This is a genomic window from Pseudarthrobacter sp. rb (assembly GCF_056389225.1).
Map to the genome: position 1 here is coordinate 65,358 of NZ_JBWJAR010000012.1, position 22,390 is coordinate 87,747.

A 22,390-nucleotide genomic window follows, 5' to 3' on the forward strand; every position below is an offset into this window, starting at 1 on the left:
CCTTGCGGGCCCGCTAGCTGCCGCGGTAGGTGGAGTACGCGAACGGGCTCAGGAGCAGGGGCACGTGGTAGTGCTCGGGGCCGGTGACTTCGAAGACCAGGTCCACTTCCGGGAAGAACGTCCGCGTCTGCAAGTCCGCGTAGTAGGCGCCCGTGGCGAAGTTCAATTTGTAGTGGCCGGGTTCCAGCTGCTCCGGCCCCAGGTCCTTGGCCCGGCCATCAGCGTCGGTGCTGGAGGTGGCCAGCTCACGCCAGGTGCCGGCGTCGTTCTTCGAAAGGACGACGGCGACACCCGCCGCCGGGCGCCCGGCGCCGGTGTCAAGGATGTGGGTGGTCACATGGGAGACGCTCATTCGCTGATCACTCCTTCGAGCCGCAGTACGGCGATTTCGCGCAGCTGCTGGGCCACGATGCTGTCTTCTTCTTCGGGAGAGTTGGTGAGCCGCTGGTCCAGCGCCGCCAGGATGTCCTGCGCGCTGCGTCCGGCCGCCCGGATCAGGAAGACGCGGCCGAACTTCTCCTCGTACTCCCGGTTCCCTCGCGCCAGGGCATCGGCGACAGCAGCATCCGCCGGGTCCACCCCGGCCTGCTCGGAACGGGACATGGACGCCTCGGTGCTGGCCGCCGTCGGGCGTTCCCCGATCCTGGGGTGGTGGGCCATGGCGGCTTCCACCTCGGCCGGGGTGAAGGGGCTGGCGGCCTCGGCGGCAAACGCCAGGAGCTCGTCGCGGTCCGCGTAGGGCCGGGCTCCGGCCACCGCCTCCACCCAGCGGCTGACGTCGATGCAGGGCCGGAGGATGGCTTGGGCGGCGGCGGCATCCGCGCTGTTGAATTCGGCAAGCTTCATGCTGGTCGCAATCCTTGGGGTCATGCTGGCATCCATGGTGACGGCTATGCGGATGCCGGATAGTCCGGCGCCTACCCTCGAGCAAGGCTTCCGCATCATGGAACTGTTATTTCAGCATACGTAATATTCAAGAGCAGGTGCGGTGCACTGTCAAGCCGTTGGGAGCCCTAGTCCTGTGATGACGTCCGTGACAGGACCCAAGTGTTGGTGCCGTCCTGGCGTTCGAAGGTCACCGTGGTCACCAGTGCCTCGATCAGTGCCAGGCCGCGGCCGGACTCTGCGTCCTCGCCCGGGACGGCCGGCTCCATGGGGCCGAACGGCGGCTTTGCATGGTAGGCGCTGACCCGTGCCTGCAGCATGGCCGGCTGCACGGTGGTCTCCACACCCAGTTCCACCTCCCGGTCCCCGGCGGGCTGGGCGTGCTGGACGATGTTGGACGCGGACTCGATGACCGCCGTCGTGAACGTCATCTGGTCCATGTCATTGACGAACGGAACGTCGAGCCAAAGGCTGTCGAGGTCGTTGTGGACCGCCTCGATGGCGTCCTCGGCAGCGGGTCCCCGGAAGCTGCGCGAAGCCAGGACCTCAGTCATTGCTGAACGCCTCCTGGGCCGTGGGGTAGGCGGTGAGGACCTTGTCCATGCTGGTCAGCTTCAGGACCATGTTCACCTGCGGCTGCACGGCAGCGATCCGCAGGTCCCCGCCGGCCTGCCGGGCAGCCTTCAGGCAACCGATCAGCGCGCCGAGGCCCGAGGAGTCCATGAACGCGGTGTTTTCCAGGTTGACCACGATCCGGTTGGACCCACCCGCGATCACGTCCGTCACGAACTCGCGCAGCTTGGGCGCGGAGACCATGTTCAGCCGCCCGTCCGCCTTAACCTCCGCGTACGAGTCTTTGACCTCATAACTGAACTCCATCAGGATTCCTCTCTGTTTGCAGGTTCTGCGGCCGGTTCGTACCCCTTGTAGAGGACGGCGCGGACAAGGATGCTCATGACCACCAGGTCAAAGACCACCCAGACGACGTTGACCAGGGTGCCCAGCGGTTCCGCCAGGCCGGTTACCAGACGGGCAATTCCGACGACGGCGGCCAGCGCCAGCAGGATGGACACCACGATCTGGGGCCGGATGAGGCTCCAGCTGGGTCCGCCGCTTTGGCGGGCCTTGGGGGTGACGGCAAACCCGAGGGGACGGCCGAACCAAACGTTGCGGGCCGCCGTCGTGCATGCCTTGATCCAGGTGGGGAACAGCGCAAGGCTGTACTGCTGCCCGCGCCACGTGGGGATGCCACGTCCGGCCACTGCGAACAGCAGCTGGTTGACCACCATGAACGGAATGAACCGGATGAAGAAGTCCCAGCTGAGGCTGCTGACCGGCAGGATGCCCAGCAGCAGGTAAATGATGGGCGCCGCGAAGTAGATGACCGCCGCGAAGCCGCTGAGGTACGTCCACATCGTGGCGAAATACATCAGCCGCTGGCCGAGCTTGAGGCCCTTCTGCACCAGGGGGTTCTCGCGGAGCAGCACCTGGATGGTGCCCTGCGCCCAGCGGAGCCGCTGCGTCAGCATGGTGGCTATGTCCTCAGGCGCCAGGCCGTACGCCAGGATCTCGTGGTGGTAGACGCTTTCCCAGCCCATGGCGTGCATGCGCATGGCGGTGGCCATATCCTCGGTGACGGAGATGGTGGCCAGGGGCATGACGGGCTGGGCTTCGTTGCTGCGTTCCACGGTCAGCGCATCCAGCACGGCCTGGACGGATTCCAGGGCACCCAGGGGCGACCAGTCACGGGCGGACATGCGCTGGACTGCGTCGTCCGCCACTACCGGGACGCCGGACTCGCCCACGTGGGCCAGTTCCATGGCGGCAATTTCCTCAAGGTCCGCCTGCAGGGCTGCGACGTCGGCCTGGACCAGGGTCTGGACCGCGGCGTCCACGCGGCGGCGGACCCGGTAGGTGACCTCGCTGAGGGGCCGGCCGGCGTCCACTTCCTCCTGGGCTTCGCGGGTGGCGGCCTCCACCTCGTCCAGGACCTCCGCCACCAGGGGTGACTCCACGTCCGCCGACTTCCGGGCCTGCTTGATGGCTGCCCGGGAGGCGGCCAGCGCACGGCGGATGCTCTTTTCGGTCTCCTTGACGTAGCCCACCAGGCCCAGCTGCATCAGGGCCTCCCGGCGCAGGATGGCGTTGGAGCCACAGAAGAAGGCGGCGTTCCAGCCGTCCTTGCCCTGCTGGATGGGGCCGTAGAACAGCGGTGCCTGGCTGCCCAGCGGGTCGCTGTCAGGAACGTTGCTGAAGTACTGGGGTGTCTGGACCAGGGCCACGCGGCGGTTGTTGAAGTAGCCCAGGGTCTTTTCCAGGATGTCCGGCTCGGGGATCTGGTCCGCGTCCAGGATCAGCAGGAACTCGCCGTGGGTGACCATGAGGGCATTGTTGAGATTGCCCGCCTTCGCGTGCCGGGGGAGGTCCTTGGTCCAGTCCTCGCTCCGGGTGACGTAGCCCAGGCCGTGCTGTTCGCACAGCGCCTTGAGTTCCGGCCGTGCGCCGTCGTCCAGGATCCAGGTGCTGTGCGGGTGCCGGATCTTCTGGGCCGCCAGCGCCGTGGTGAGGACCATGTCCAGGTCCTCGTTGTACGTGGTGATGAAGACGTCCACCGTGGCGTCGTGCGGCGGCTGCGGCGCACCCTTGCGGATCTTCAGCTTCCACACCGTCATGCCGAAGAGCATGACGTCGATGAGGCTGTAGGTTTCAGCCACCACCAGGGGGAGGGCGATCCACCAGGCATCCCAGTTGAGGGACGCCGCCCAGCGCCAGGCGATGTAGTTCAGGCCGGTCAGGACAGTGAGTACCACCACCACGCGGGTCCAGAAGCGGGTCACGCGGCCATCTCCTCGGGAAGCCGGCGGACCACGACCACCGTGACGTCGTCCTCGGCGGTCTCTGCGGGGGCGAGGGCCAGGATGGAGTTGGTCGCTTCCTGCGCCGAGGCTGCCGCCTGCGTAGCCTGCTGCACGGCGTCGGTGAAGTCCTCCACCGATTCAAAGACGTCCAGGACTCCGTCGCTGACCACCACCAGGGAATCGCCCTCGGCCAGTTCCAGCTCTGCCTTCGGCCACTGGGTCCCCGGCCAGGCGCCCACCGGTGGCCCGCCCGAGGGGAGGCGGTCCGCGGGGCCCACGGGCTGGACGTGCAGCGCAAGGCCGTGTCCGGCGTCGACATAGCTGACCTTGCCGGACGCTGCGTCCAGCCGGGCGTGGAACAGGGTGACGAAGGAGTTGGAGGAGTCCAGGTCCGCAGCGATCGCCTTGCTGGCTGAGGCGAACCCGGCGTCGAGGTCCTGGCGCAGGCCGGTGGAGCGCATGACGGCACGGACGGTGGCTGCGATCAGTGCCGCGCCCATGCCCTTGCCCATGGCGTCGGCGAAGGTCAGGTGGAGCCCGCCAGGGGTCTGGTACCAGTCATAGAAGTCGCCGCCCACGCTGCGGGAGGGCCGGAAGAGGCCTGCCACGTCGTAGCCGTCCACCCGGATGTCCTCCTTGGGGAGGAGGCTTTGCTGCACCTCGGTGGCGCGTTCCAGCTCCCCCCGGGCAGCGGATTCAGCGGCGGCGGAGGGCCGGCGGCGGAACAGCGCATTGATCCGGGACTGCAGCTCGCGGGGGCTGAACGGCTTGCTGATGTATTCGTCGGCGCCGTTGTCCAGGCCCGTCAGCTTGTCCAGTTCGTCTGCCCGCGCGGTGAGCATCACGATGAAGGCGTCCGAGAACTCCCTTAACAGCTTGCAGACCTCGAGTCCGTCGAGATCCGGGAGATTGAGGTCCAGCGTCACCAGGTCCGGCTTGCGGCGGCGGACCTCCTCCACACCCGGCAGGCCGGCTCCCGCCTGGGTGACGTCGAAGCCCTGCTTGACCAGGACACGGACCAGCAGTCCGCGGATGTCCGGGTCATCTTCGATGACAACCGCACGGCGGGATTCGGAGGGAGAGACCATAGCTCTACTTCTACCGTATTAAGGCGCACAGGGCATGTCTTAGGCTTCACAGGTTCCGGTGGCGTCGCTGACAGGTCCGGATGCATTGATCCGCACCCAGCAGATCTTGCGGAAATCTTGGTGCCTGCTTGCCGGGACGTTGAGGAACGCCGGTCACACTCGAAGAACGACAGCAGCTTTCCAGGCAGCAGGGTGGGACGACGATCCGCGCGGGGGCTGTACGGCTTGCGGAAGGCGGGGAAGCCAATGGAATACGTCAAAAAGAGCGGGATGGACAAAGCCAGGGCGCTGCTGCGCGTCCTCTTCCACTCCCGGAAAGTGCGGGCCGCTGCCCGGGAACTTGAGCATGCGCTCGCCGAATCACGGGAAGTATCCAGCTGGCCGGGGGACCGGCTGCAGGTGGGGGAGGACATGTCCCGCCAGGTGGAAAGGCTCACCCACCGGCTCAAGCTGGAGACCGAGGCCCACCACAGGCTTGAGGCCCTTTTAAAGACTGCGGGCGGAGGGCATTCCGTAGCGGCCCTGTAGGTGCCACACTTAGCAGCAATCGATTGGCTGGGGGATAGTCAGGAGATTGCTGTGAGTTTGTTGCTGGGCTGGTCGTACCTGATGGCGGGACTCATGACCATGGACGCGCTGCTGCTTGCGTTGTGGGCCATGGAAGTCGACTGGGGCAAGTACTGGCGCCGGAAGTAGAGCTGTCATGCCAGCTCCAGCCTCATCAGCACCCGGGGAAAGCCGTTGAGCACCGAGGTTGTGTCTGCCGCCTTGGTGAAGCCTGCATCCTCGAACAGCCTGCGGGTTCCCACATAAGCCATGGTGAGGTCCACCTTGTGGCCGCCGTTGTCCACGGGATAGCCCTCCACCACGGGAGCCCCGTAAGCGCGGGCCAGGGCGACGGCGCCGGCCAGCAGATGGTGCGAGATTCCCCTGCCCCGGTGGCCGGGACGGACGCGCAAGCACCAGACAGACCAGGCGTCCCGGTCATCCACGTGCGGGATTCTGCGGTTCCGGGCGAAACTGGTGTCCGCACGCGGGTGCACCGCTGCCCACCCGACCGGTTCGCCGCCGTCGTACGCCACCACGCCTGGCGGCGGATCCTGCGCCACCAGCTGCCTGACCAGCTCCGCGCGCTCTTCGCCCCGCAATGACACGTTCTGCTTCGAGGGAATCCGGTAGCTCAGGCACCAGCAGACGGTGGCGTCGGGCCGTTTGGGCCCTACGAGTATTTTGACGTCCTCGAAGCTGGTTGCCGGGCGCACCTCAATGGCCATGGTGCGATCCTAGTCGCCGGGAATCCGGCCAATGCTCCAGGCGGCGACCCTGCGCAGGTCAACCCGGGTGGCCTGCAGCGGAACCCTGGTTCCCCCTGAGAGCATCACCGGCGCCAGGAAGTGGAGGTACCGTGGCTGGGCTTCCGTGCCGGCCTCGCCCGCTGGGGACCCATAGGCGTCGAGAACTCCGGCGATGGCCCAGCTCCCGATCCGGACCTGGTCATTTTGCCGCTGCGTCCACGCGCGCTCCGACACAACCGATCCGGAGATCACGGCTCCATCAACCACCACGGTGAGCTCCACTGTTGCGTCATCGCCTGCCTCAAAGATCGAGGCCAGCAGCAGCGCCAGGCGGGGGTCCGTCCCGGCTGCAGGTATTTCCTTGTCCGTTTCGCTGTCCATGACCATCCCTTCCTCATCCCGCGGAGCTGAGTGTCTCCCCATCAGCCCAGTTTCCACCCTGTTGGCTCCTGTTGCCCCTCACTACACTGGGACGCATGACCCAGCAGGAACCGGGCAGTGCTGCCGCGGATCCGGATACCCTTGCCGCCTCCCTGCGAACGCCGGCTGAGCGCTCCCGCACCTTCGCCGGAATCCTGGTCAACACGGCATTGGCCAACATCACCACCAGCTACCTGTGGTTCGCCCTGACGTTCTGGCTGTACCTGGAGACGCGCAACGTCATCGCCACCGGGGTGGTGGGCGGCGCCTACATGCTGTTGATCGCCCTGTCCAGCATCAGCTTCGGCACGTTCGTGGACCGTTGCCGCAAGCTCGCAGTGATGCGCTTCGCCGCCGGATTCACCCTGGTGATGTTCGTGCTGTCAGGGGTGATGTTCCTGCTCACGCCTGCCCCGTCCCTGCTGGACCTGGGGCAGCCATGGTTCTGGATTTTCACCCTGATCATCCTGGTCGGCGCCGTGGTGGAGAACCTGCGGAACATCGCCCTATCCACCACAGTGACCATCCTCATCGAACCGGAACGGCGGGCGAATGCCAACGGGCTGGTGGGGATGGTGCAGGGCCTGATGTTCATCGTCACCTCCCTGCTGTCCGGGCTGTCCATCGGGTTGCTGGGCATGGGCTGGACCATCGCCGTCGCGCTGGTGCTCACGGCGCTGGCTGCGGCACACCTCCTCACCCTCCGGATGCCCGAGGAGCTGCGTGCGGCGGCATCGGACGCCCACGGTGGATTCGACCTTCGGGGCTCGTTTACAGCAGTGCTGGCGATATCGGGCCTGTTCGCGCTGATCCTGTTTTCAACGTTCAACAACTTCATCGGCGGCGTCTACATGGCGCTGATGGACCCGTACGGGCTGGAAATGTTTTCGGTGGAGATGTGGGGCGCGGTCTTTGCGGTTGGTTCCACGGGATTCATCCTTGGCGGTGCCGTGATCGGTAAGTTCGGGCTCGGCGCCAACCCCTTGCGCACCCTCCTGATCGCAGTGGCGGCCATGGGCGTACTCGGCGCGGTCTTTACGCTGCGGGAGTGGGCGTGGCTCTACATCCTGGGGATCTGGCTGTACCTGGTGCTGGTCCCGTTCGTGGAGGCGGCAGAACAAACTGTGATCCAACGGGTGGTGCCGCTGGATCGGCAGGGGCGTGTCTTCGGGTTCGCCATGGCCTTTGAGTCCGCCGCGGCCCCCGTCACGGCGTTCCTCGTCGCGCCCATCGCCCAGTTCTGGATCATCCCGTATGCGCGGTCCGCGGACGGCGCCGCGATCCTGGCACCGCTGTTGGGTGAGGGCACCTCGCGCGGCATCGCCTTGGTGTTCCTGGTGGCCGGGATCATCATGATCGTGGCGGCACTGCTGGCCTTCCTGACCCCGGTCTACCGCCGGGTGTCGGCGTCGTATGCGCAGGTGGCGGCAGAAACTGCGCATTAAACACCGGACGCCCCGGCACCAGGTGCCGGGGCGTCCGCGGAAATGCTCCAGGAAGTGATGGGTTCTTAGAGTCCCAGGGCTTCCTTGAGGCGGGCGACGTGGCCGTCGGCCTGTACCTGGTACTGGGCCAGGGTGACGTTTCCTTCAGGGTCCACCACAACCGTGGAGCGGACGATGCCCTCGTGGATTTCGCCGTGGACCAGCTTTTCGCCCCAGGCGCCATAGGCCAGGGCAACCGCGTGGTCGGGGTCGGAGAGCAGCGGGAAGGTGAGGGAGAAGTCGCCGCTGAAGCCGGACAGGGCTTCCTGGGCGTCGGGGGAGATGCCCACTACCTCATAGCCCTTGCCCTGCAGGGAGGCCAGGCTGTCGCGGAAGTCGCAGGCCTCGGTGGTGCAGCCGGGGGTTGCGGCCTTCGGGTAGAAGTAGACAATGACGTTCTTGCCACGGTATTCGGCCAGAGAGGTCTCGCGGCCCTGGGCGTCCCGGAGGGTGAAATCAGGAGCCGGGGTGCCGGGCTGAAGCTTGGTGGTCAGGGTGGGGCTCATGGCGTTCCTTTGTAAGACTCGGTCAGTGATGGCCAAACATCAAGTGAAGCGGGTCACCGCTTACTGATACAAACCAGCGCGTCATATGCAGTATTCCGCCGGACCCCGAACGGCTGCGTGCGGGCCCGGCACAAACTGGTAGCCGCCGCCGCGGACAGTGGCCACGGCATGGCGGGCGTTGCCCAGTTTCTTGCGGATCCTGCCCACGTAGACATCGATGGAACGTGCGGTGGCACCGGGAAAATCCAGCGATTCCAGGAACTCCTGCAGTTCTTCGCGGCCTACCGTGCGGGACAGGTGCGTCACCAGGTAGCGCAGCACCTTGTATTCGACGCCGGTCAGCGCCACCGGCCTGCCGTCCAGCAGGACGGAGTCGGCGGCGAGGTCCACGGCGACCCTGCTGACGGGGCCGGCCGACGGCGGCAGGCGGGTGCCGCCGTCGGCCGCGGTTGCGCCGGGGTTCTCCGCCGTGGAAGGAACGCGAGAGGAGTCGGCTGCGGCTCCTTCCGCATTGGCGGAGACCCCGGACGTGGGGGCTCCGGCGGCAGGCCAATGGACTTCCGCCTCCGGAGCAGTTTCGAGGGCCCTGGCAAGGACCATTTGGGCGGCGTGGCGCAGGATATCCGGGCTGGTCCCTTCGGCCGGGACCACCCAGACGGCCAGCCCTTGGGCGGTGGCGCGCCTGGGCGGAACCCGGTGCGGAACCGGATGCGGGACCGCCGTCCGCGGATGGTGGGCTTCCACTGCCATGGCGGGCCCTTATACGCCGCCGCGGCGGATCAGCTTGCCCGTGGGGGTCTGGCCGTCCACTACGGCGCCGCGGAGGAAGGTCTTGCGGACCACGCCGGACAGGGCCTTGCCGTCGTATGGCGTGATGGGGTTCTTGTGCTTGAGCTTGGACACGTCCACCACGAACGCCTCGTCCGGGGCGAACACGGCGAAGTCGGCGTCGTAGCCCAAAGCCAGTTGCCCCTTGTTGGTTAGCCGGGCCAGGCTGGCAGGCTTCTCCGCCATCCAGGACACCACCTGTTCCAGCGGGATGCCGCGGTGCCGGGCCTCGCTCCAGATCAGGGACAGTCCCAGCTGCAGGGATGAGACGCCGCCCCAGGCCACGGCGAAGTCGCCGTTCTCCAGGTCCTTGAGGTCCAGGGTGGACGGGGAGTGGTCCGAGACGATGCAGTCGATGGTGCCGTCCTGCAGGCCCTGCCACAGCAGTTCGCGGTTGGAGGCTTCCCGAATGGGCGGGCAGCACTTGTAGGCAGTGGCACCGTCCGGGATTTCCTCCGCCATCAGCGTCAGGTAGTGCGGGCACGTCTCCACGGTGAGCTTGACGCCGTCGCGCTTGGCGCTGGCGATCATGGGCAGGGCGTCCGACGACGACAGGTGCAGGATGTGCGCACGGGCGCCGGTCCAGCGGGCGCGCTCGATGACCTCGGCGATGGCCTTATTCTCGGCACCGCGGGGGCGGGAAGCCAGGAAGGTCTCGTAGTGGTCGCCGCCGGGGTGGGGTGCACGGTCGATGGCGTGCGAGTCCTCGGCATGGACGATCATGAGCGAGTCGAAGGACTTCAGCTCGGCCATGTCCTCTTCCATCTCGTCCGCGTCCAGGTGCGGGAACTCGTCCACGCCGGAGTGCAGGAGGAAGCACTTGAAGCCGAAGACGCCTTCGTCATGCAGGGGACGGAGGTCCGCCTTGTTGCCCGGGATGGCGCCGCCCCAGAACCCGACGTCGATGAACGCCTGGTCCTCGGCCACCTCGCGCTTGAGCTTGAGGTTCTCCACCGTGGTGGTCGGGGGGACTGAGTTCAGCGGCATGTCGATGATGGTGGTCACGCCGCCGGCTGCAGCTGCGCGGGTGGCGGAGGCGAAGCCTTCCCATTCGGTGCGGCCAGGCTCGTTGACGTGGACGTGGGTGTCCACCAGGCCGGGCAGCAGGGTTTCGTCGTCGGCCAGTTCGATGACCTCAGTGCCGGCCAGGCCGTTGCCCAGCGGCTCAATGGCCACGATCTTCCCGTTGCGCACGCCCACCTCACGCGGGGCGATGCCTGCGGTGGTCAGGATGCGCCGGCCCCGGATGACGAGGTCAAAACGTTCTTCAGACACGGAGGTCCTCCTTGGTACTTGCGGCGGCGGTCCTGTCGGCCGCCAACCCCGCACTGATCTGGGTGCCCAGCTGCTCCAGCAGCGGTCCTGCCTCTGCTATGCACCTGTTTACATCGGTTTCGAGCGCCGTCAAAGCGTAGACATCCTCGAACCCGGCAGCCGCTGCCTGGTCCTGGTCCAGGGTGGTCCGGCCGCAGACGGCGATGACCGGAACCCCCTGCGCCGCCGCGGCGCGGGCAACGCCCATGGGTGTCTTGCCCAGCAGGCTTTGTTCGTCCAGGCTGCCTTCGCCGGTGATCACCAGGTCGGCGCCCGCCAGGCGGTCCGCCAGCCCGGTGAATTCCAGGACGACGTCGATGCCTGGCCGCCGTGTTGCGGCCAGGACCGCGATGGCGGCGTAGCCCACGCCGCCGGCTGCTCCGGCTCCGGGAGCCTCGGCAGCCTTGACGGCGCGGAATCCGATTTCCCTGGCCAGGACTTCGACAAACCTGGCCAGGGCGGCGTCGAGCATGCCGACGTCTTGTGGTGCGGCGCCCTTTTGCGGACCAAACACCGCCGCGGCGCCCTGGGCGCCGAGCAGCGGGTTGTCCACGTCGGATGCCAGCACAAAGCGGGTGTCCACCAGGCGGGGCTCGAAATCGGTGAAGTCGATGCTGTGCAGGTTGGCCAGCGCAGCCCCGCCCGGGGGAAGTTCGTTGTTCCTGTTGTCCAGGAACCTGGCGCCGAGCCCCTGCAGGAGCCCTGCGCCGCCGTCGGTATTGGCACTGCCGCCCACGCCCAGCATGATCCGCCGGCAACCGGCGTCCAGCGCAGCCCGGATGAGCTGGCCCGTGCCCAGGCTGCTGGCCGTGGCGGCAGACGTTGAGTCCGGGCGGCCGCCATTCCGGACGCTTGGCACCAGGGCCAGCCCGGACGCCGTCGCCATTTCGATGACGGCCTCGTGCCCGCGGACCGCGAAGTCCGCCTCCACCGGCTGTCCGGTTGGCCCGGCGACCGTTGCCGTGCGGCGGGTGAAACCGGAGCCGACGGCGGCATCGAGGGTGCCCTCGCCGCCGTCGGCCACCGGAATCCGGACCACGTCAAGGTTGCCGCCGGCCCCGCGCTGCAGGCCCTTTTCCAGATGGCTGCACACCTCCGGAGCTGACAGCGATCCCTTGAACTTGTCCGGGGCGATCACGATGCGCATGGCTAGGCCTGCAGTGCCAGGATGGCGGTGGGAGCGTCGGCGGCGGATTCCGCCAGTTCCTCGAACTCGTTCACGGCGTTGATTTCCACGCCCATGGAGATGTTGGTGACCTTCTCCAGGATCACTTCCACCACCACGGGAACCTGGAACTCACCCATCAGTGCCTTGGCCTTGTCGAACGCGGCGGCGAGGTCGCTGGGGTCCTCCACACGGACGGCCTTGCAGCCCAGGCCCTCGGCCACCTTCAGGTGGTCCACGCCGTAGCCGCGGGTGTCCTCGGACAGGTGCGCGCTGTTGATGTTCTCGAACGCCAGGGACACGTTCTGTTCCATGTTGAAGCCGCGCTGGGACTGGCGGATCAGGCCCAGGTAGGAGTTGTTCACCACCACGTGGATGTACGGCAGGTTGAACTGTGCGCCCACGGCCAGTTCCTCGATCATGAATTGGAAGTCGTAGTCGCCGGAGAGGGCCACCACGGTCTGGTCCGGGTTGGAACGGGCGACGCCGAGGGCTGCCGGGGCAGTCCAGCCCAGGGGGCCGGCCTGGCCGGCGTTGATCCACTTGCGCGGGCCGAAGACGTGCAGCATCTGGGCGCCGGCAATCTGGGACAGGCCGATGGTGGACACGTAGGTGGTGTCGCGGCCGAAGGACTTGTTCATCTCCTCGTACACGCGCTGCGGCTTGATGGGGATGTTCTCGAAGTGCGTCTTGCGGTGCAGGGAGGCTTTGCGGTCCTGGCATTCGGCAACCCAGGCGCTGTAGTCCGGCAGGGACCCGGCCGCCTTGCGCTCCTTGGCGAGCTCAACGAGCCCTGCCAGCGCCGCGCCGGCGTCGGACGCGATGCCCAGGTCCGGCGAGAACACGCGGCCGATCTGCGTGGGCTCGATGTCGATGTGCACGAATTTCCGGCCGGCGGTGTAGGTTTCCAGGCCGCCGGTGTGGCGGTTGGCCCAGCGGTTGCCGATGCCGATCACGAAGTCGCTCTGCAGGTAGTTCTCGTTGCCGTAACGGTGGGAGGTCTGCAGGCCCACCATGCCGGCCATGAGCTGGTGGTCGTCCGGGATGGTGCCCCAGCCCATCAGAGTGGGGATGACCGGAACGTTCAGGGTCTCGGCCAGTTCCACCAGTTCCGCGGAGGCGCCGGCGTTGATGATGCCGCCGCCGGCCACGATCAGCGGGTGCTTGGCGGCGAGCAGCATGTCCAGGGCTTTTTCCAGCTGCTTGCGGGAGGCCTTGGGCTTCTCAACGGGGAGGGGCTCGTAGGTGTCGATGTCGAATTCGATTTCCGCCATCTGCACGTCGATGGGCAGGTCCAGCAGCACCGGACCGGGGCGGCCGGAGCGCATCAGCTGGAAGGCCTTCTGGAAGGCACCGGGAACCTGGCCGGGCTCCAGGATGGTCATAGCCATCTTGGTGACGGGCTTGGCGATGGACTCGATGTCCACGGCCTGGAAGTCTTCCTTGTGCAGCTTGGCCACCGGGGCCTGGCCGGTGATGCAGAGCATGGGGATGGAGTCTGCCCAGGCTGCGTAGAGGCCGGTGATCATGTCGGTGCCGGCAGGGCCGGAGGTGCCGATGCAGATGCCGATGTTGCCGTCCTTGGCGCGTGAGAAACCGTCGGCCATGTGGCTGGCGCCCTCAACGTGGCGTGCCAGCGTGTGCCGGATGCCGCCGTGGGCGCGCATTGCGGAATAGAAGGGGTTGATGGCGGCGCCTGGCAGGCCGAACGCCTCGATGGCGCCTTCCTTTTCCAGGATGGCCACCGCTGCATCAACGGTACGCATCTTGCTCATGGGGTGCTCCTTGAAAGCTTGAAAGTCTGTTTTTGGGTGTGGTGGAGGAACCGCCGTCGTTTTCGTGTACGACGGCGGGTTCCCTGCTGGTGTTTCCTCGGCGCCTTTGGCGCGGGTGCTCACTTCCTGCCGCTGAGTTGCAGGACCTGCTTGAAGAGTCCGGAGTGGTCCAGTGCCCCGTCACCCTGGTTGACGGTGGCGGCGACGAGCTGGGCGGCCACGGCACCGAGCGGGATGGCGACGTTGGCTTCGCGGGCGGCGGCGGTGACGATGCCCAGGTCCTTGTGGTGCAGGGCCAGGCGGAAGCCGGGGTCGAAGTTGCGGTCCAGCATCTTCTGGCCCTTCTGGTCCAGGACCTTGGAGCCGGCCAGGCCGCCGCCGAGGACCTTGAGGGCGGCGTCGGTGTCCACGCCGTAGGCCTCAAGGAACGCAATGGCTTCGCCGAGGACTTCAATGTTGACGGCAACGATCAGCTGGTTGGCCGCTTTGACGGTTTGGCCGGAGCCGGAGGGCCCCACGTGAACGATGGTCTTGCCGACGGCGTTCAGGACGTCCTGCGCGTCGTCGAAGTCTGCCTTGTCGCCACCCACCATGATGGACAGGACGGCGTCGATGGCGCCCTGTTCGCCGCCGGAGACCGGGGCGTCGAGGGGGCGGATGCCGGCTTCGCGGGCTTCGTCGGACAGGCGCTTGGCGACGTCGGGGCGGATGCTGGAGGCGTCGATCCACAGGGCGCCCTGCCTGGCGTTGGCGAAGACGCCGTCCTTGCCGCTGACAACACCCTCGACATCGGGGGAGTCCGGCACCATGGTGATGACGACGTCGGCCTCTTTAACAGCGTCAGCGATGCTCGAGGCGCCCTTGCCGCCTTCGGAGACCAGCTTGTCGATCTTGTCCTGGCTGCGGTTGAAGCCGGTGACGGCGTGGCCGGCCTTGACCAGGTTGATGGCCATGGGCAGGCCCATGATTCCGAGTCCGATGACTGCAACGTTGCTCATGATGGTTCTCTTTCTGGAAAGTCTGTGTAAAGCGGTGGGGATCAGTTGCTGGCGTGCTCGCGGATGGCCCAGCTGAAGGCCGTTTCCTTCGGTTCCTTGTATTCGAGGCCGATGTAGCCCTCGTAACCGAGTTCGCGGCTGCGGGCGATCCATTCGCCGAGCGGAAGGGTGCCGGTGCCGGGGGCGCCGCGGCCGGGGTTGTCGGCGATCTGGATGTGGCCGAAGTCCTTGGCATGGTTCTCGATGACTGCCTGGACGTCGTCGCCGTTGACCGCCAGGTGGTAGAAGTCGGCGAGGAGCTTGATGTTCCCGACGCCGGCTTCCTCCTTGACGCGCGCGATGACGTTGAGTGCGTCGTCGGCGGTGAGGAGCGGGTATTTGGGTGCACCGCTGACCGGTTCGAGGAGGACGGTGCCGCCGATGCGGGCAACGCCTTCAGCTGCTGCCGCCAGGTTCTTGACGGCCAGCTCGTCCTGCTCTTCGGGGGTGAATTCGTCCTGCCGGTTGCCGTAGAGGGCGTTGAAGGCCTTGCAGCCCAGGCGCCCGCCGATGCCGGCAACAACGTCGATGTTGTCCTTGAACTCGGAGCAGCGTCCCTTCCAGGACACCAGGCCGCGGTCGCCCCCGGGCATGTTGCTGGCGTTGAAGTTCAGCCCCGTGAGCTGCACCCCGGCGTCCGTGATGGCGTTCTCGAACCTGGTGATCTCGCTGTCCGCCGGGACCGAGGTTTCGAAGGGCCACCAGAACTCAACGGCGTCGAAGCCTGCTGCCTTGGCGGCGGCGGGGCGCTCGAGCAGGGGAAGCTCCGTGAGGAGGATGGAGCAGTTCACTGTGTACGTCATCGTAGGTCCTTCCGAGGAGGGGCTTTGATCTATCTTCCCTTGCTGCCGGCATCTTCACCGTTTCCGCTTTGTGGAATTTAGATTCTGCTTTATGAAAAGTGTAGGGAAGGTGGGGTGGGGTAGTCAAGGGGAGGCGCGGGCGGGAGACTGGTAGCAGGTACGCCCGCTCAACGTGAAATGGACTGGAGCGATCATGACCGCTGCCCGCCTCCGGCTTCTGGCCTGGCTCATTGCCGTGATGGCCTTCCTTGCCGGCTGCACGTCCGGGATGGGCTCTGGGCAGGGCGTGCCTCGATCCGCGACCACCTCGCCAGGGGTGGCCGCCACGGTGGCCACCGCGGCGGCCGGTTCGGCAAGCTCCGCGCCGGATGCGGCCGACGTCGCCCTCGCTCCTCCGCAGGCGCCGATCCCGGCGGCCGCTCCCGCCAGTACTCCCGCTCCCGCCCCGGTGCCCGAGCCCTTTGCCCTCAACCTGTACCGGGAGGGGGACTTCGTTCCGCAGTACACCTTCGACTGGTGCGTGGCCGCGAGTATCCAGATGGCGCACAACCTGATTGACGACACCGGCGGCGGTACCTGGGCTGACCGCGCGCAGCAGAATGAACTGTGGGAGATGGCGAGGGCGCGTTCCTCCGACTCGTTCAATGGTGCCAACCCCTTCGGGTGGGCGCAGGTGCTGACGGAGGCGGGAATGGGACCCTACGCCGTGGTGAGCATCCCAGGCTATGAGGAAGCGGTTCGGACGGCGGCGCGTGCCATCACGGAGACGGGCAGGCCGGTGGGCCTGGTGATGTGGAGCGGCCGCCACGCCTGGGTGATGAGCGGATTCGAATCGGTGGGCGATCCACGCCAGTTCCCCGATTTTTCAGTGACCGGAATCCGCGTCCTCGATCCGCTCTACCCCTACGGCAGTGGCCAGTGGGGCCCGTCGCCGGCACCCAATGCCCTGCTCACGCCGGAGCAGTTGGCCACGCAGTTCGTGGTGCGGGAGCCGCGGCGCTGGAGCAGCGGCCTGGCCGCCGGCTACCTCCTGGTGTTGCCGCGTGCTGCCTAAGGGGCATCGCCGGTCGAAGCTTTAGGTCCGGGATTGCTGGGTACTTTCCTTTGGTGCAGCACCTTTCGTGCAGCAACGAAAGTTCTTTGCCCACGCGAACGGAGTTCCGGCATGATCGTCCCCAACGTCGCAGACGGCGTCCACCTGATAACCCACGCCAACGTCAACTGCTACGTGGTTGAGGACGACCACGGCGTGACCCTCGTGGACGCGGGCCTGCCGAGCATGTGGCCGATGCTGACGCAGCTCCTGGAGGAGCGGAACCGGCGGCCCCAGGATGTCAAAGCGCTGGTCCTCACCCACGGCCACTTTGACCACGTCGGCTTCGCGCTCCGTGCCCACCGGCAGTGGGGAATTCCCGTGCTGGTCCATGCGGGGGACGCCCGTCTCGCGGCCCACCCCTACCGCTACAAGCCGCAGCGCAACCGCTTCCTCTATCCCTTCACCCACCCCAGGTCCCTGCCGCGCCTCGGCAGCATGGCGGCGGCGGGTGCCCTGGCCGTCAAAGGTGTCTCCGACACTCAGCCGCTGGGCACTGGAGTGGCGGACGCGCTAACGGGCCGTCCCGACGTCGTACATACTCCGGGCCACACCGACGGGCACTGCATCCTGCACCTGCCGGACCGCGGTGTCCTCCTGACCGGAGATGCCCTGGTGACTCTGGACCCCTACACCGGGAAGGCTGGGCCGCAGATCGTCGCGTCCGCGGCCACCAAGGACACCGGGCAGGCGCTGGCATCGCTGGCCGCCGTCGCCGCCACTGGAGCCACCACGCTCCTGCCCGGTCACGGTGAGCCCTGGAAAGCGGGCGCCGAAGCGGCCGTGCGTGAGGCACTGAAGACCGGCGCCCATTAACGCACCACAGGAAGGTCCCCGGCACGGCTCGGTGTGCCAGGGACCTTCCTTGTGTTGCCGGAGGGCTAGTGGGTCAGGTCCTTGCCCTTGGTTTCGGGAATCGTGAACACGAAGGCTGCGCTGACCACCAGGAGCAGCACTGCGTAGATGTTGAACACCTGCGGCGCCCCGAGGGAGGAACCCAGCCACTGCTGCAGGTACGGTGCGGTGCCGCCGAACACAGCCACGCAGATGGAGTAGGGGACGCCCACGCCCACGGTGCGGATGGAGGTGGGGAACAGCTCGGCGTACACGGCCGGAACAATGGCGGCGCTCGCGGCCACGAAGACCAGCATCACGGACATGCTCACGGCCAGCTGCCAGGCGGAGTCTTTCAGCAGCCAGGTCATGGGGAAGTGCAGCACTGCGGAGCCGATGGCGCCGGCCCACAGGACCTTTTTGCGGCCGATACGGTCGGACAGCTTTCCCCATACCGGCAGTGCGGCGATGAAGACGATGTTGGCAACCACGCCGGCCCACAGTGCCTCGCCACGGTCGATCTTCAGCGCGGTGGTGGCGTAGCTTGGCGCCACGACGCCCCAGATGTAGTAGATCACCGTGAGGCCCACGGTCAGTCCGATGACCTGCATGGCCTGCTTGCGGTAGCGGACAATCTGCGGCCAGATGGGAGCGCGCTTGGTGGTGACGGCCTCGTCCTGGAATGCCTCGGTCTCGTGCAGGCGCGACCGCATGATCAACGCGTACAGGCCCATGGCGGCACCGATCAGGAAGGGGATGCGCCACCCCCAGGCATTCATCGCCTCGGTGCTCAACGCCATGTTCAGGACGGCGCCCAGCAGTGTTCCGAAGAGGATGCCCACAGTCCCTGAGGTGTAGATGAGGGTGGCCCAGAAGCCGCGGTGTTCCTTGGGTGCCATCTCGGACAGGTACGTCTGCGACGACGGCAGCTCGCCGCCGTGTGCCAGGCCCTGCACCAGGCGGGCCACCAGCAGCATGAGCGAGGCGAAAGCCCCGACGCTGGCGAACGTGGGGGCGATGCCGATCAGCAGGCTGCCCAGCGAGGCGAGGCCGACGGCGAAGGTCATCGAGGTCTTCCGGCCCACCCGGTCGCCGATCCAGCCGAAGAGGAAGCCGCCGAAAGGCCGGGCCACGAAGCCGACCGCAAAGATCGCCAGGGTGGACAACACCGCGGACGCCGGGTCCGCCTTGCTGAACAGCTGGCTGGCAATGAACGGGGTGAAGGTGGCGTAGATGGCCCAGTCGTACCACTCAACGGCGTTGCCGATGCCGGTGCCGATGATGGTCTTTGCGGTGGACATGCGTCCAGTCTGGGGCTTGGTTACTGCAACGGACATGGTCTTCTTCCTGGTCGGTTGGTCTGCGGGAAAGGGCAGCGGCGCTGCTGCCGGTGACGGGATGGGGAACTTAGGCGGTCCGCGACAGCGTGGCCAACCGCGAGATGGCGAGTTCCGCGTAGAGTGCGGCCCCGTCCGCCAGCACGGCGTCATCGAACGTGGCATACGGGGAGTGGTTGAACGGCGATGCATCGGGGTCGCCCCCGGGGGACACGGCGCTGAGGCCCACAAACGTGCCGGGTACCTCGGCCAGCACGCGGGAGAAGTCCTCCGAGCCGCTGAGCGGGGTGGCCCAGCGCGAGAGGCGGCGCTCGCCGAAAAGCTCGGTGATCACTTTTTCGGCGGTGTGTGTTTCGTCTTCGTTGGTGATGGTGAGCGGGTATTCCTGCAGGTAGTCGACGGCGACCTCCACCCCGTGTGCGGCGGCGATCCCCTTGAGCAGGCGGGGCACGGCGTCCATCATCTTCAGGCGCGACGCTTCGGAAAACGTCCGGATGGTTGCCTCGATGCGGGCCGACTCCGGAATGATGTTCCGTTTGGTCCCGGCATGCAGCACACCCACGGACAGGACTACGGGATCGAACATGTTGAACTGGCGGGTGACCATGACCTGCAGGGCTGTCACCATTTCTGCTGCCACTGTGACCGGATCCTTCGCGGAGTGCGGTGCCGAACCATGGCCGCCGGCGCCGAGCACCGTGACTTCCAGGCCGTCCGACGCGCTGAGCATGACGCCGGGCTTGGTGCAAAAGGTGCCGTGCGGCTCCAGTGAGGAAAACACATGCATGCCGTAGGCGGCCTGGACGCGGGGGCCGGCAGCGTCCAGCACGCCTTCCCGTAGCATGTAGCTGGCACCGTCACAGCCTTCCTCGCCGGGCTGGAACATGAGGACGACGTCGCCCTGGAATTGGTGCCGCTTCTCGGCCAGGAGGGTGGCGGCTCCGGCGAGCATGGAGGTGTGCAGGTCGTGGCCGCAGGCGTGCATGGCGCCGTCGGCCTGTGACGTGAAGTCGACTCCGGTCTTTTCCTGGACGGGCAGCCCGTCCATGTCTGCGCGGAGGAGGACCGCGGGACGCTGCACGGCGGGATCAGGATTGGCACCACGCAGGACGGCGGTGACGGACGTCGTCTCTTTGCCCAGGGTGATCTCGAAGGGGAGTCCGTCCAGCGCCTCCAAAACCTTCTCCTGGGTGCGCGGAAGGTGGAGCCCGATTTCCGGCTGCCGGTGCAGGTCATGGCGCAGGCGGACCAGGTCATCCTGCAGGTCCTTGGCGTCGGCGGTTATGGTCACGTGTTACTCCTTGGCAATGGGCATCGGGGCTTGGGAACTATTCTGAAGTGGCGTGGTTCACATTCCTGAAAAGCACTCGAATTATTCTGGAAGTGCCTGATGATGTCAGGATTCATGCAAGGCAAAGGGGGCGTGGGTGGAGCTCAGCGAGGATGACCTTGCCCTGATCCAGGTGCTGCAGGCTGCGCCGAGGCTTGGCTGGGCTGACGCCGCCAAGGTGCTGGACGTCCATGCAACTACCCTCGCGGCCCGCTGGGACAGGCTGGCCTCGCAGGGCGCCGCGTGGGTGACGGCGCACCTGGCGGGTGACCCTAAGCAGATGCTCCTGGCGTATGTGGCCGTTGACTGCGAAATGAACCGGAGGGACAGCGTCACGGCGCAGCTGGCCGCTGTACCGGAGATCGTTACGGTGGAGGAGGCGGCCAGCAACCGCGACCTGATGCTGACTGTGATCACCCGCTCGCTGGAGGAATTCAGTGACCGGGTGGTTTCGCACCTGAAAACCATCGACGGCCTGACCAAGTACCAGGTGGCCCTGTGCACCCGGCTGCACAGCAGCGGCGACGATTGGCGGTTGAATGTCCTGAGCCGTTCCCAGCTGGCCACCCTGCGGACCCTCGCACCGCAGGCAAGCCCGGAGCCGGCGCAGGTGGCCGGGCAGCTTCCGCAAAGCCACCTTGACCTGCTGCCGTTCCTGGCCCGGGATGGCCGTGCCACAGCTGCCCAGATTGCCCGTGCCCTTGGCCGCCATCCCGCCACCGTGCAGCGCCAGCTGAACCGTGTTCTGGCCAGCGGCATCCTGTCGTTCCGCTGCGAAATCGCGCAGCGCTACTCATCGTTCCCGGTGACCTGCCAGTGGTTCGTGAATGTACCGGCCGGCCAGCACGAGGCAGCCGCGGCGGAGATCCGCACCATCAGCAACGTGCGGCTGAGCGCCTCCACCACCGGACCCACCAACTTCGTGATCATCATGTGGCTGCACACGCTGGCGGACGTCATGTCGGCTGAATTGGCGCTGCAGCAGAAGGTGCCCGGCATCGACATTGTGGAGAGTGCGGTGATGCTGCGGACGGTCAAGCGGGTGGGCTGGATGCTGAAGGAAGATACGACGGCGAGTGGCGCAATCGTCCATGCCGGAAGCCTGGGCGCTGCAGACTGAAACCGACGAGCTATAACGGGAAGGAGCCAGGGGCACTGCCCCTGGCTCCTCGCTGAGGGGAAGAGTTCTACTTCCCGTCGCGGTGAACTTCCACTACGGCGCTCTTCTCCCATGGGGTCCAGTCGGACCAGTGTCCGCCGTGGTTCTGCACGCGGAATGAGACCAGCTGGTAGACCTCTTCTTCGCCCCTGCGGTCGAGGTTGGGCACACGGTCAATGCTGGAAATGGTCCTTGCACCGTCGTGGCGATCAAACTGCTCGGTGAATACTGAGCGGCCGAGGAAGTCGTCGCTGCTGCGCGGACCGGGGTCGTCTTCGTAGCGCAGCTGGCGGATCTCGACGGTCTTTTCGCCGTTGCAGTCCACTTTGATCCTGAAATCGGCCTTGTTGCCTCGGAGATCCTTGGGATCCTTCGGGTCGACGGTACAGCCGTTGCGGCTTGTTTCCGCGTTGGCGGGTGCGGCCAGCGCGAGGAAGCCTCCGAACAGACCCAGTGAGAGGACCGGAACCATGGCCAACCTTGCCCGGGTTGGCCTCTTAATTCGAGTGTTGGACATATCTTGTTGCTCCTCAAAGGATGCGATTCACCTTTGCGGGCAGCCTTAAGCCGCCGGAATTGAGCACATTTCAATAATTGGTGGCAGGAGCCTGCCCGTCCCGTTTTCAAACAGCGCGCCCCGCAGTGCGGGTGGCTTCGACTCCGGATCCTTATGTTTGCTGAACCCGATTTTTAAAATATCCTCCGCTTTGTTTGACTGCGCTAGGGGCAACCGCACCCTGCTTGACGGGTTTCCTTCAAGAGTTCCGCCCTCCCATTGGAGTTGGGCGCCGCTTGTGCCGGTGCCGGCCGTTTGAGCCCCTTTCCGGCGTCCGCCGCAGGCTGCAGACTGTCCCTATGACCTTTGCGAATGTGGGAATGTTGGGAACCAAGCCCGGCCAGCGCGAGGCCCTGGTGGCCATCCTGCTCCGGCCGAAACCCGGGATGAAGGAATCCGGGTGCCTGCTGTATGAGGTGGGAATCAATGCCGACATGCCGGACACGGTGTTCGTCTCGGAACTGTGGGAATCTGCCGAGGCGCACCAGGCATCACTGCAGTTGGACAGCACGCGGGCCGCGATTGCCGAGGCGATGCCGCTGCTGTCCGGTGAAATGGGAGGCCACCGGTTCACGGTGCTGGGGTCGCCCCTCCGCTGAGCTGCGGCCAAAGCGAAATACCTC

Annotated in this window: 24 protein-coding genes; 6 read left to right on the forward strand and 18 right to left on the reverse strand. The window is 66.4% G+C overall.

The genetic code is table 11. The features are described 5' to 3' along the window. Window positions 1-13 precede the first annotated feature (13 nt). From uraH to ACWRN3_RS15780, 6 genes are all read right to left on the reverse strand, one after another. On the reverse strand, window positions 14-352 hold the full coding sequence (uraH, locus tag ACWRN3_RS15755) for a hydroxyisourate hydrolase (RefSeq protein ID WP_324643268.1): 339 nt from the start codon (window positions 350-352) through the stop codon (window positions 14-16). Beyond that, on the reverse strand, window positions 349-846 hold the full coding sequence (uraD, locus tag ACWRN3_RS15760; protein ID WP_476741238.1) for a 2-oxo-4-hydroxy-4-carboxy-5-ureidoimidazoline decarboxylase: 498 nt from the start codon (window positions 844-846) through the stop codon (window positions 349-351). The genes uraH and uraD overlap by 4 nt, the downstream gene beginning before the upstream one ends. Window positions 847-1,013: 167 nt before the next feature. Next, complete coding sequence (locus tag ACWRN3_RS15765; RefSeq protein WP_224023244.1) at window positions 1,014-1,439, reverse strand: ATP-binding protein; 426 nt, start codon at window positions 1,437-1,439, stop codon at window positions 1,014-1,016. Then, on the reverse strand, window positions 1,432-1,764 hold the full coding sequence (locus tag ACWRN3_RS15770; protein ID WP_255173429.1) for an STAS domain-containing protein: 333 nt from the start codon (window positions 1,762-1,764) through the stop codon (window positions 1,432-1,434). Before ACWRN3_RS15770 ends, ACWRN3_RS15765 begins: the two co-directional genes overlap by 8 nt. Continuing rightward, window positions 1,764-3,722 carry a glycosyltransferase family 2 protein gene (locus ACWRN3_RS15775; RefSeq protein WP_476741239.1) on the reverse strand — a complete coding sequence of 653 codons (1,959 nt, stop codon included), beginning with the start codon at window positions 3,720-3,722 and terminating at the stop codon, window positions 1,764-1,766. Before ACWRN3_RS15775 ends, ACWRN3_RS15770 begins: the two co-directional genes overlap by 1 nt. Next, on the reverse strand, window positions 3,719-4,831 hold the full coding sequence (locus ACWRN3_RS15780) for a PP2C family protein-serine/threonine phosphatase (RefSeq protein WP_324643264.1): 1,113 nt from the start codon (window positions 4,829-4,831) through the stop codon (window positions 3,719-3,721). Before ACWRN3_RS15780 ends, ACWRN3_RS15775 begins: the two co-directional genes overlap by 4 nt. A gap of 246 nt (window positions 4,832-5,077) precedes the next feature. Between ACWRN3_RS15780 and ACWRN3_RS15785 the strand changes: the two genes are divergently transcribed. Further along, window positions 5,078-5,359: a hypothetical protein gene (locus ACWRN3_RS15785; protein WP_224023239.1), complete on the forward strand. Its 282-nt coding sequence runs from the start codon at window positions 5,078-5,080 to the stop codon at window positions 5,357-5,359. A gap of 173 nt (window positions 5,360-5,532) precedes the next feature. Here ACWRN3_RS15785 and ACWRN3_RS15790 read toward each other — a convergent pair whose 3' ends face one another. Both ACWRN3_RS15790 and ACWRN3_RS15795 read right to left on the reverse strand, forming a co-directional pair. Further along, window positions 5,533-6,105, reverse strand: a complete 573-nt coding sequence (locus tag ACWRN3_RS15790; protein ID WP_476741240.1) for a GNAT family N-acetyltransferase — start codon at window positions 6,103-6,105, stop codon at window positions 5,533-5,535. Between the two features lie 9 nt (window positions 6,106-6,114). Next, entirely contained in the window at window positions 6,115-6,507 is a 393-nt protein-coding gene (locus tag ACWRN3_RS15795; protein ID WP_476741241.1) for a hypothetical protein, read from the reverse strand. A 95-nt stretch (window positions 6,508-6,602) separates the two neighbouring features. Between ACWRN3_RS15795 and ACWRN3_RS15800 the strand changes: the two genes are divergently transcribed. Continuing rightward, window positions 6,603-7,991 carry an MFS transporter gene (locus ACWRN3_RS15800; RefSeq protein ID WP_476741242.1) on the forward strand — a complete coding sequence of 463 codons (1,389 nt, stop codon included), beginning with the start codon at window positions 6,603-6,605 and terminating at the stop codon, window positions 7,989-7,991. Window positions 7,992-8,056: 65 nt separating this feature from the next. Here ACWRN3_RS15800 and bcp read toward each other — a convergent pair whose 3' ends face one another. The 7 genes from bcp to ACWRN3_RS15835 form a co-directional block, all read right to left on the reverse strand. After that, a complete protein-coding gene (bcp, locus tag ACWRN3_RS15805) occupies window positions 8,057-8,536 on the reverse strand; it encodes a thioredoxin-dependent thiol peroxidase (RefSeq protein WP_255173424.1) in 480 nt (159 codons plus the stop codon). A gap of 81 nt (window positions 8,537-8,617) precedes the next feature. Next, a complete protein-coding gene (locus tag ACWRN3_RS15810; protein WP_476741243.1) occupies window positions 8,618-9,286 on the reverse strand; it encodes a winged helix-turn-helix domain-containing protein in 669 nt (222 codons plus the stop codon). Between the two features lie 9 nt (window positions 9,287-9,295). After that, on the reverse strand, window positions 9,296-10,639 hold the full coding sequence (allB, locus tag ACWRN3_RS15815; protein ID WP_255173422.1) for an allantoinase AllB: 1,344 nt from the start codon (window positions 10,637-10,639) through the stop codon (window positions 9,296-9,298). Further along, on the reverse strand, window positions 10,632-11,825 hold the full coding sequence (locus ACWRN3_RS15820; RefSeq protein WP_324643250.1) for a glycerate kinase: 1,194 nt from the start codon (window positions 11,823-11,825) through the stop codon (window positions 10,632-10,634). The genes allB and ACWRN3_RS15820 overlap by 8 nt, the downstream gene beginning before the upstream one ends. Before the next feature lie 2 nt (window positions 11,826-11,827). Further along, window positions 11,828-13,618, reverse strand: a complete 1,791-nt coding sequence (gene gcl, locus ACWRN3_RS15825; RefSeq protein ID WP_476741244.1) for a glyoxylate carboligase — start codon at window positions 13,616-13,618, stop codon at window positions 11,828-11,830. 119 nt (window positions 13,619-13,737) lie between these two features. Then, a complete protein-coding gene (locus ACWRN3_RS15830) occupies window positions 13,738-14,616 on the reverse strand; it encodes a 2-hydroxy-3-oxopropionate reductase (RefSeq protein ID WP_324643248.1) in 879 nt (292 codons plus the stop codon). 41 nt (window positions 14,617-14,657) lie between these two features. Continuing rightward, the gene (locus ACWRN3_RS15835) at window positions 14,658-15,458 is read right to left on the reverse strand and encodes a hydroxypyruvate isomerase family protein (RefSeq protein WP_476741245.1); all 801 of its coding nucleotides are present in this window, start codon (window positions 15,456-15,458) and stop codon (window positions 14,658-14,660) included. Window positions 15,459-15,651: 193 nt separating this feature from the next. On the opposite strand from ACWRN3_RS15835, the gene ACWRN3_RS15840 reads away from it, so the two are divergent. After that, window positions 15,652-16,512 carry a hypothetical protein gene (locus ACWRN3_RS15840; RefSeq protein WP_476741246.1) on the forward strand — a complete coding sequence of 287 codons (861 nt, stop codon included), beginning with the start codon at window positions 15,652-15,654 and terminating at the stop codon, window positions 16,510-16,512. A 111-nt stretch (window positions 16,513-16,623) separates the two neighbouring features. Then, window positions 16,624-17,367, forward strand: coding sequence for an MBL fold metallo-hydrolase (locus ACWRN3_RS15845; protein WP_255173416.1), 744 nt, complete (start codon window positions 16,624-16,626; stop codon window positions 17,365-17,367). A gap of 65 nt (window positions 17,368-17,432) precedes the next feature. Here ACWRN3_RS15845 and ACWRN3_RS15850 read toward each other — a convergent pair whose 3' ends face one another. Together ACWRN3_RS15850 and ACWRN3_RS15855 are read right to left on the reverse strand one after the other, a co-directional pair. Continuing rightward, entirely contained in the window at window positions 17,433-18,686 is a 1,254-nt protein-coding gene (locus tag ACWRN3_RS15850; RefSeq protein ID WP_476741247.1) for an MFS transporter, read from the reverse strand. Window positions 18,687-18,792: 106 nt separating this feature from the next. Continuing rightward, on the reverse strand, window positions 18,793-20,013 hold the full coding sequence (locus tag ACWRN3_RS15855) for a M20 metallopeptidase family protein (RefSeq protein ID WP_476741248.1): 1,221 nt from the start codon (window positions 20,011-20,013) through the stop codon (window positions 18,793-18,795). Between the two features lie 136 nt (window positions 20,014-20,149). Here ACWRN3_RS15855 and ACWRN3_RS15860 point away from each other — a divergent pair, with 136 nt between their 5' ends. Further along, window positions 20,150-21,172 carry an Lrp/AsnC family transcriptional regulator gene (locus ACWRN3_RS15860; RefSeq protein ID WP_476741249.1) on the forward strand — a complete coding sequence of 341 codons (1,023 nt, stop codon included), beginning with the start codon at window positions 20,150-20,152 and terminating at the stop codon, window positions 21,170-21,172. A gap of 67 nt (window positions 21,173-21,239) precedes the next feature. Here ACWRN3_RS15860 and ACWRN3_RS15865 read toward each other — a convergent pair whose 3' ends face one another. After that, entirely contained in the window at window positions 21,240-21,683 is a 444-nt protein-coding gene (locus tag ACWRN3_RS15865; protein ID WP_476741250.1) for a hypothetical protein, read from the reverse strand. A 383-nt stretch (window positions 21,684-22,066) separates the two neighbouring features. Here ACWRN3_RS15865 and ACWRN3_RS15870 point away from each other — a divergent pair, with 383 nt between their 5' ends. Next, a complete protein-coding gene (locus ACWRN3_RS15870; protein WP_476741251.1) occupies window positions 22,067-22,366 on the forward strand; it encodes a putative quinol monooxygenase in 300 nt (99 codons plus the stop codon). Window positions 22,367-22,390 lie beyond the last annotated feature (24 nt).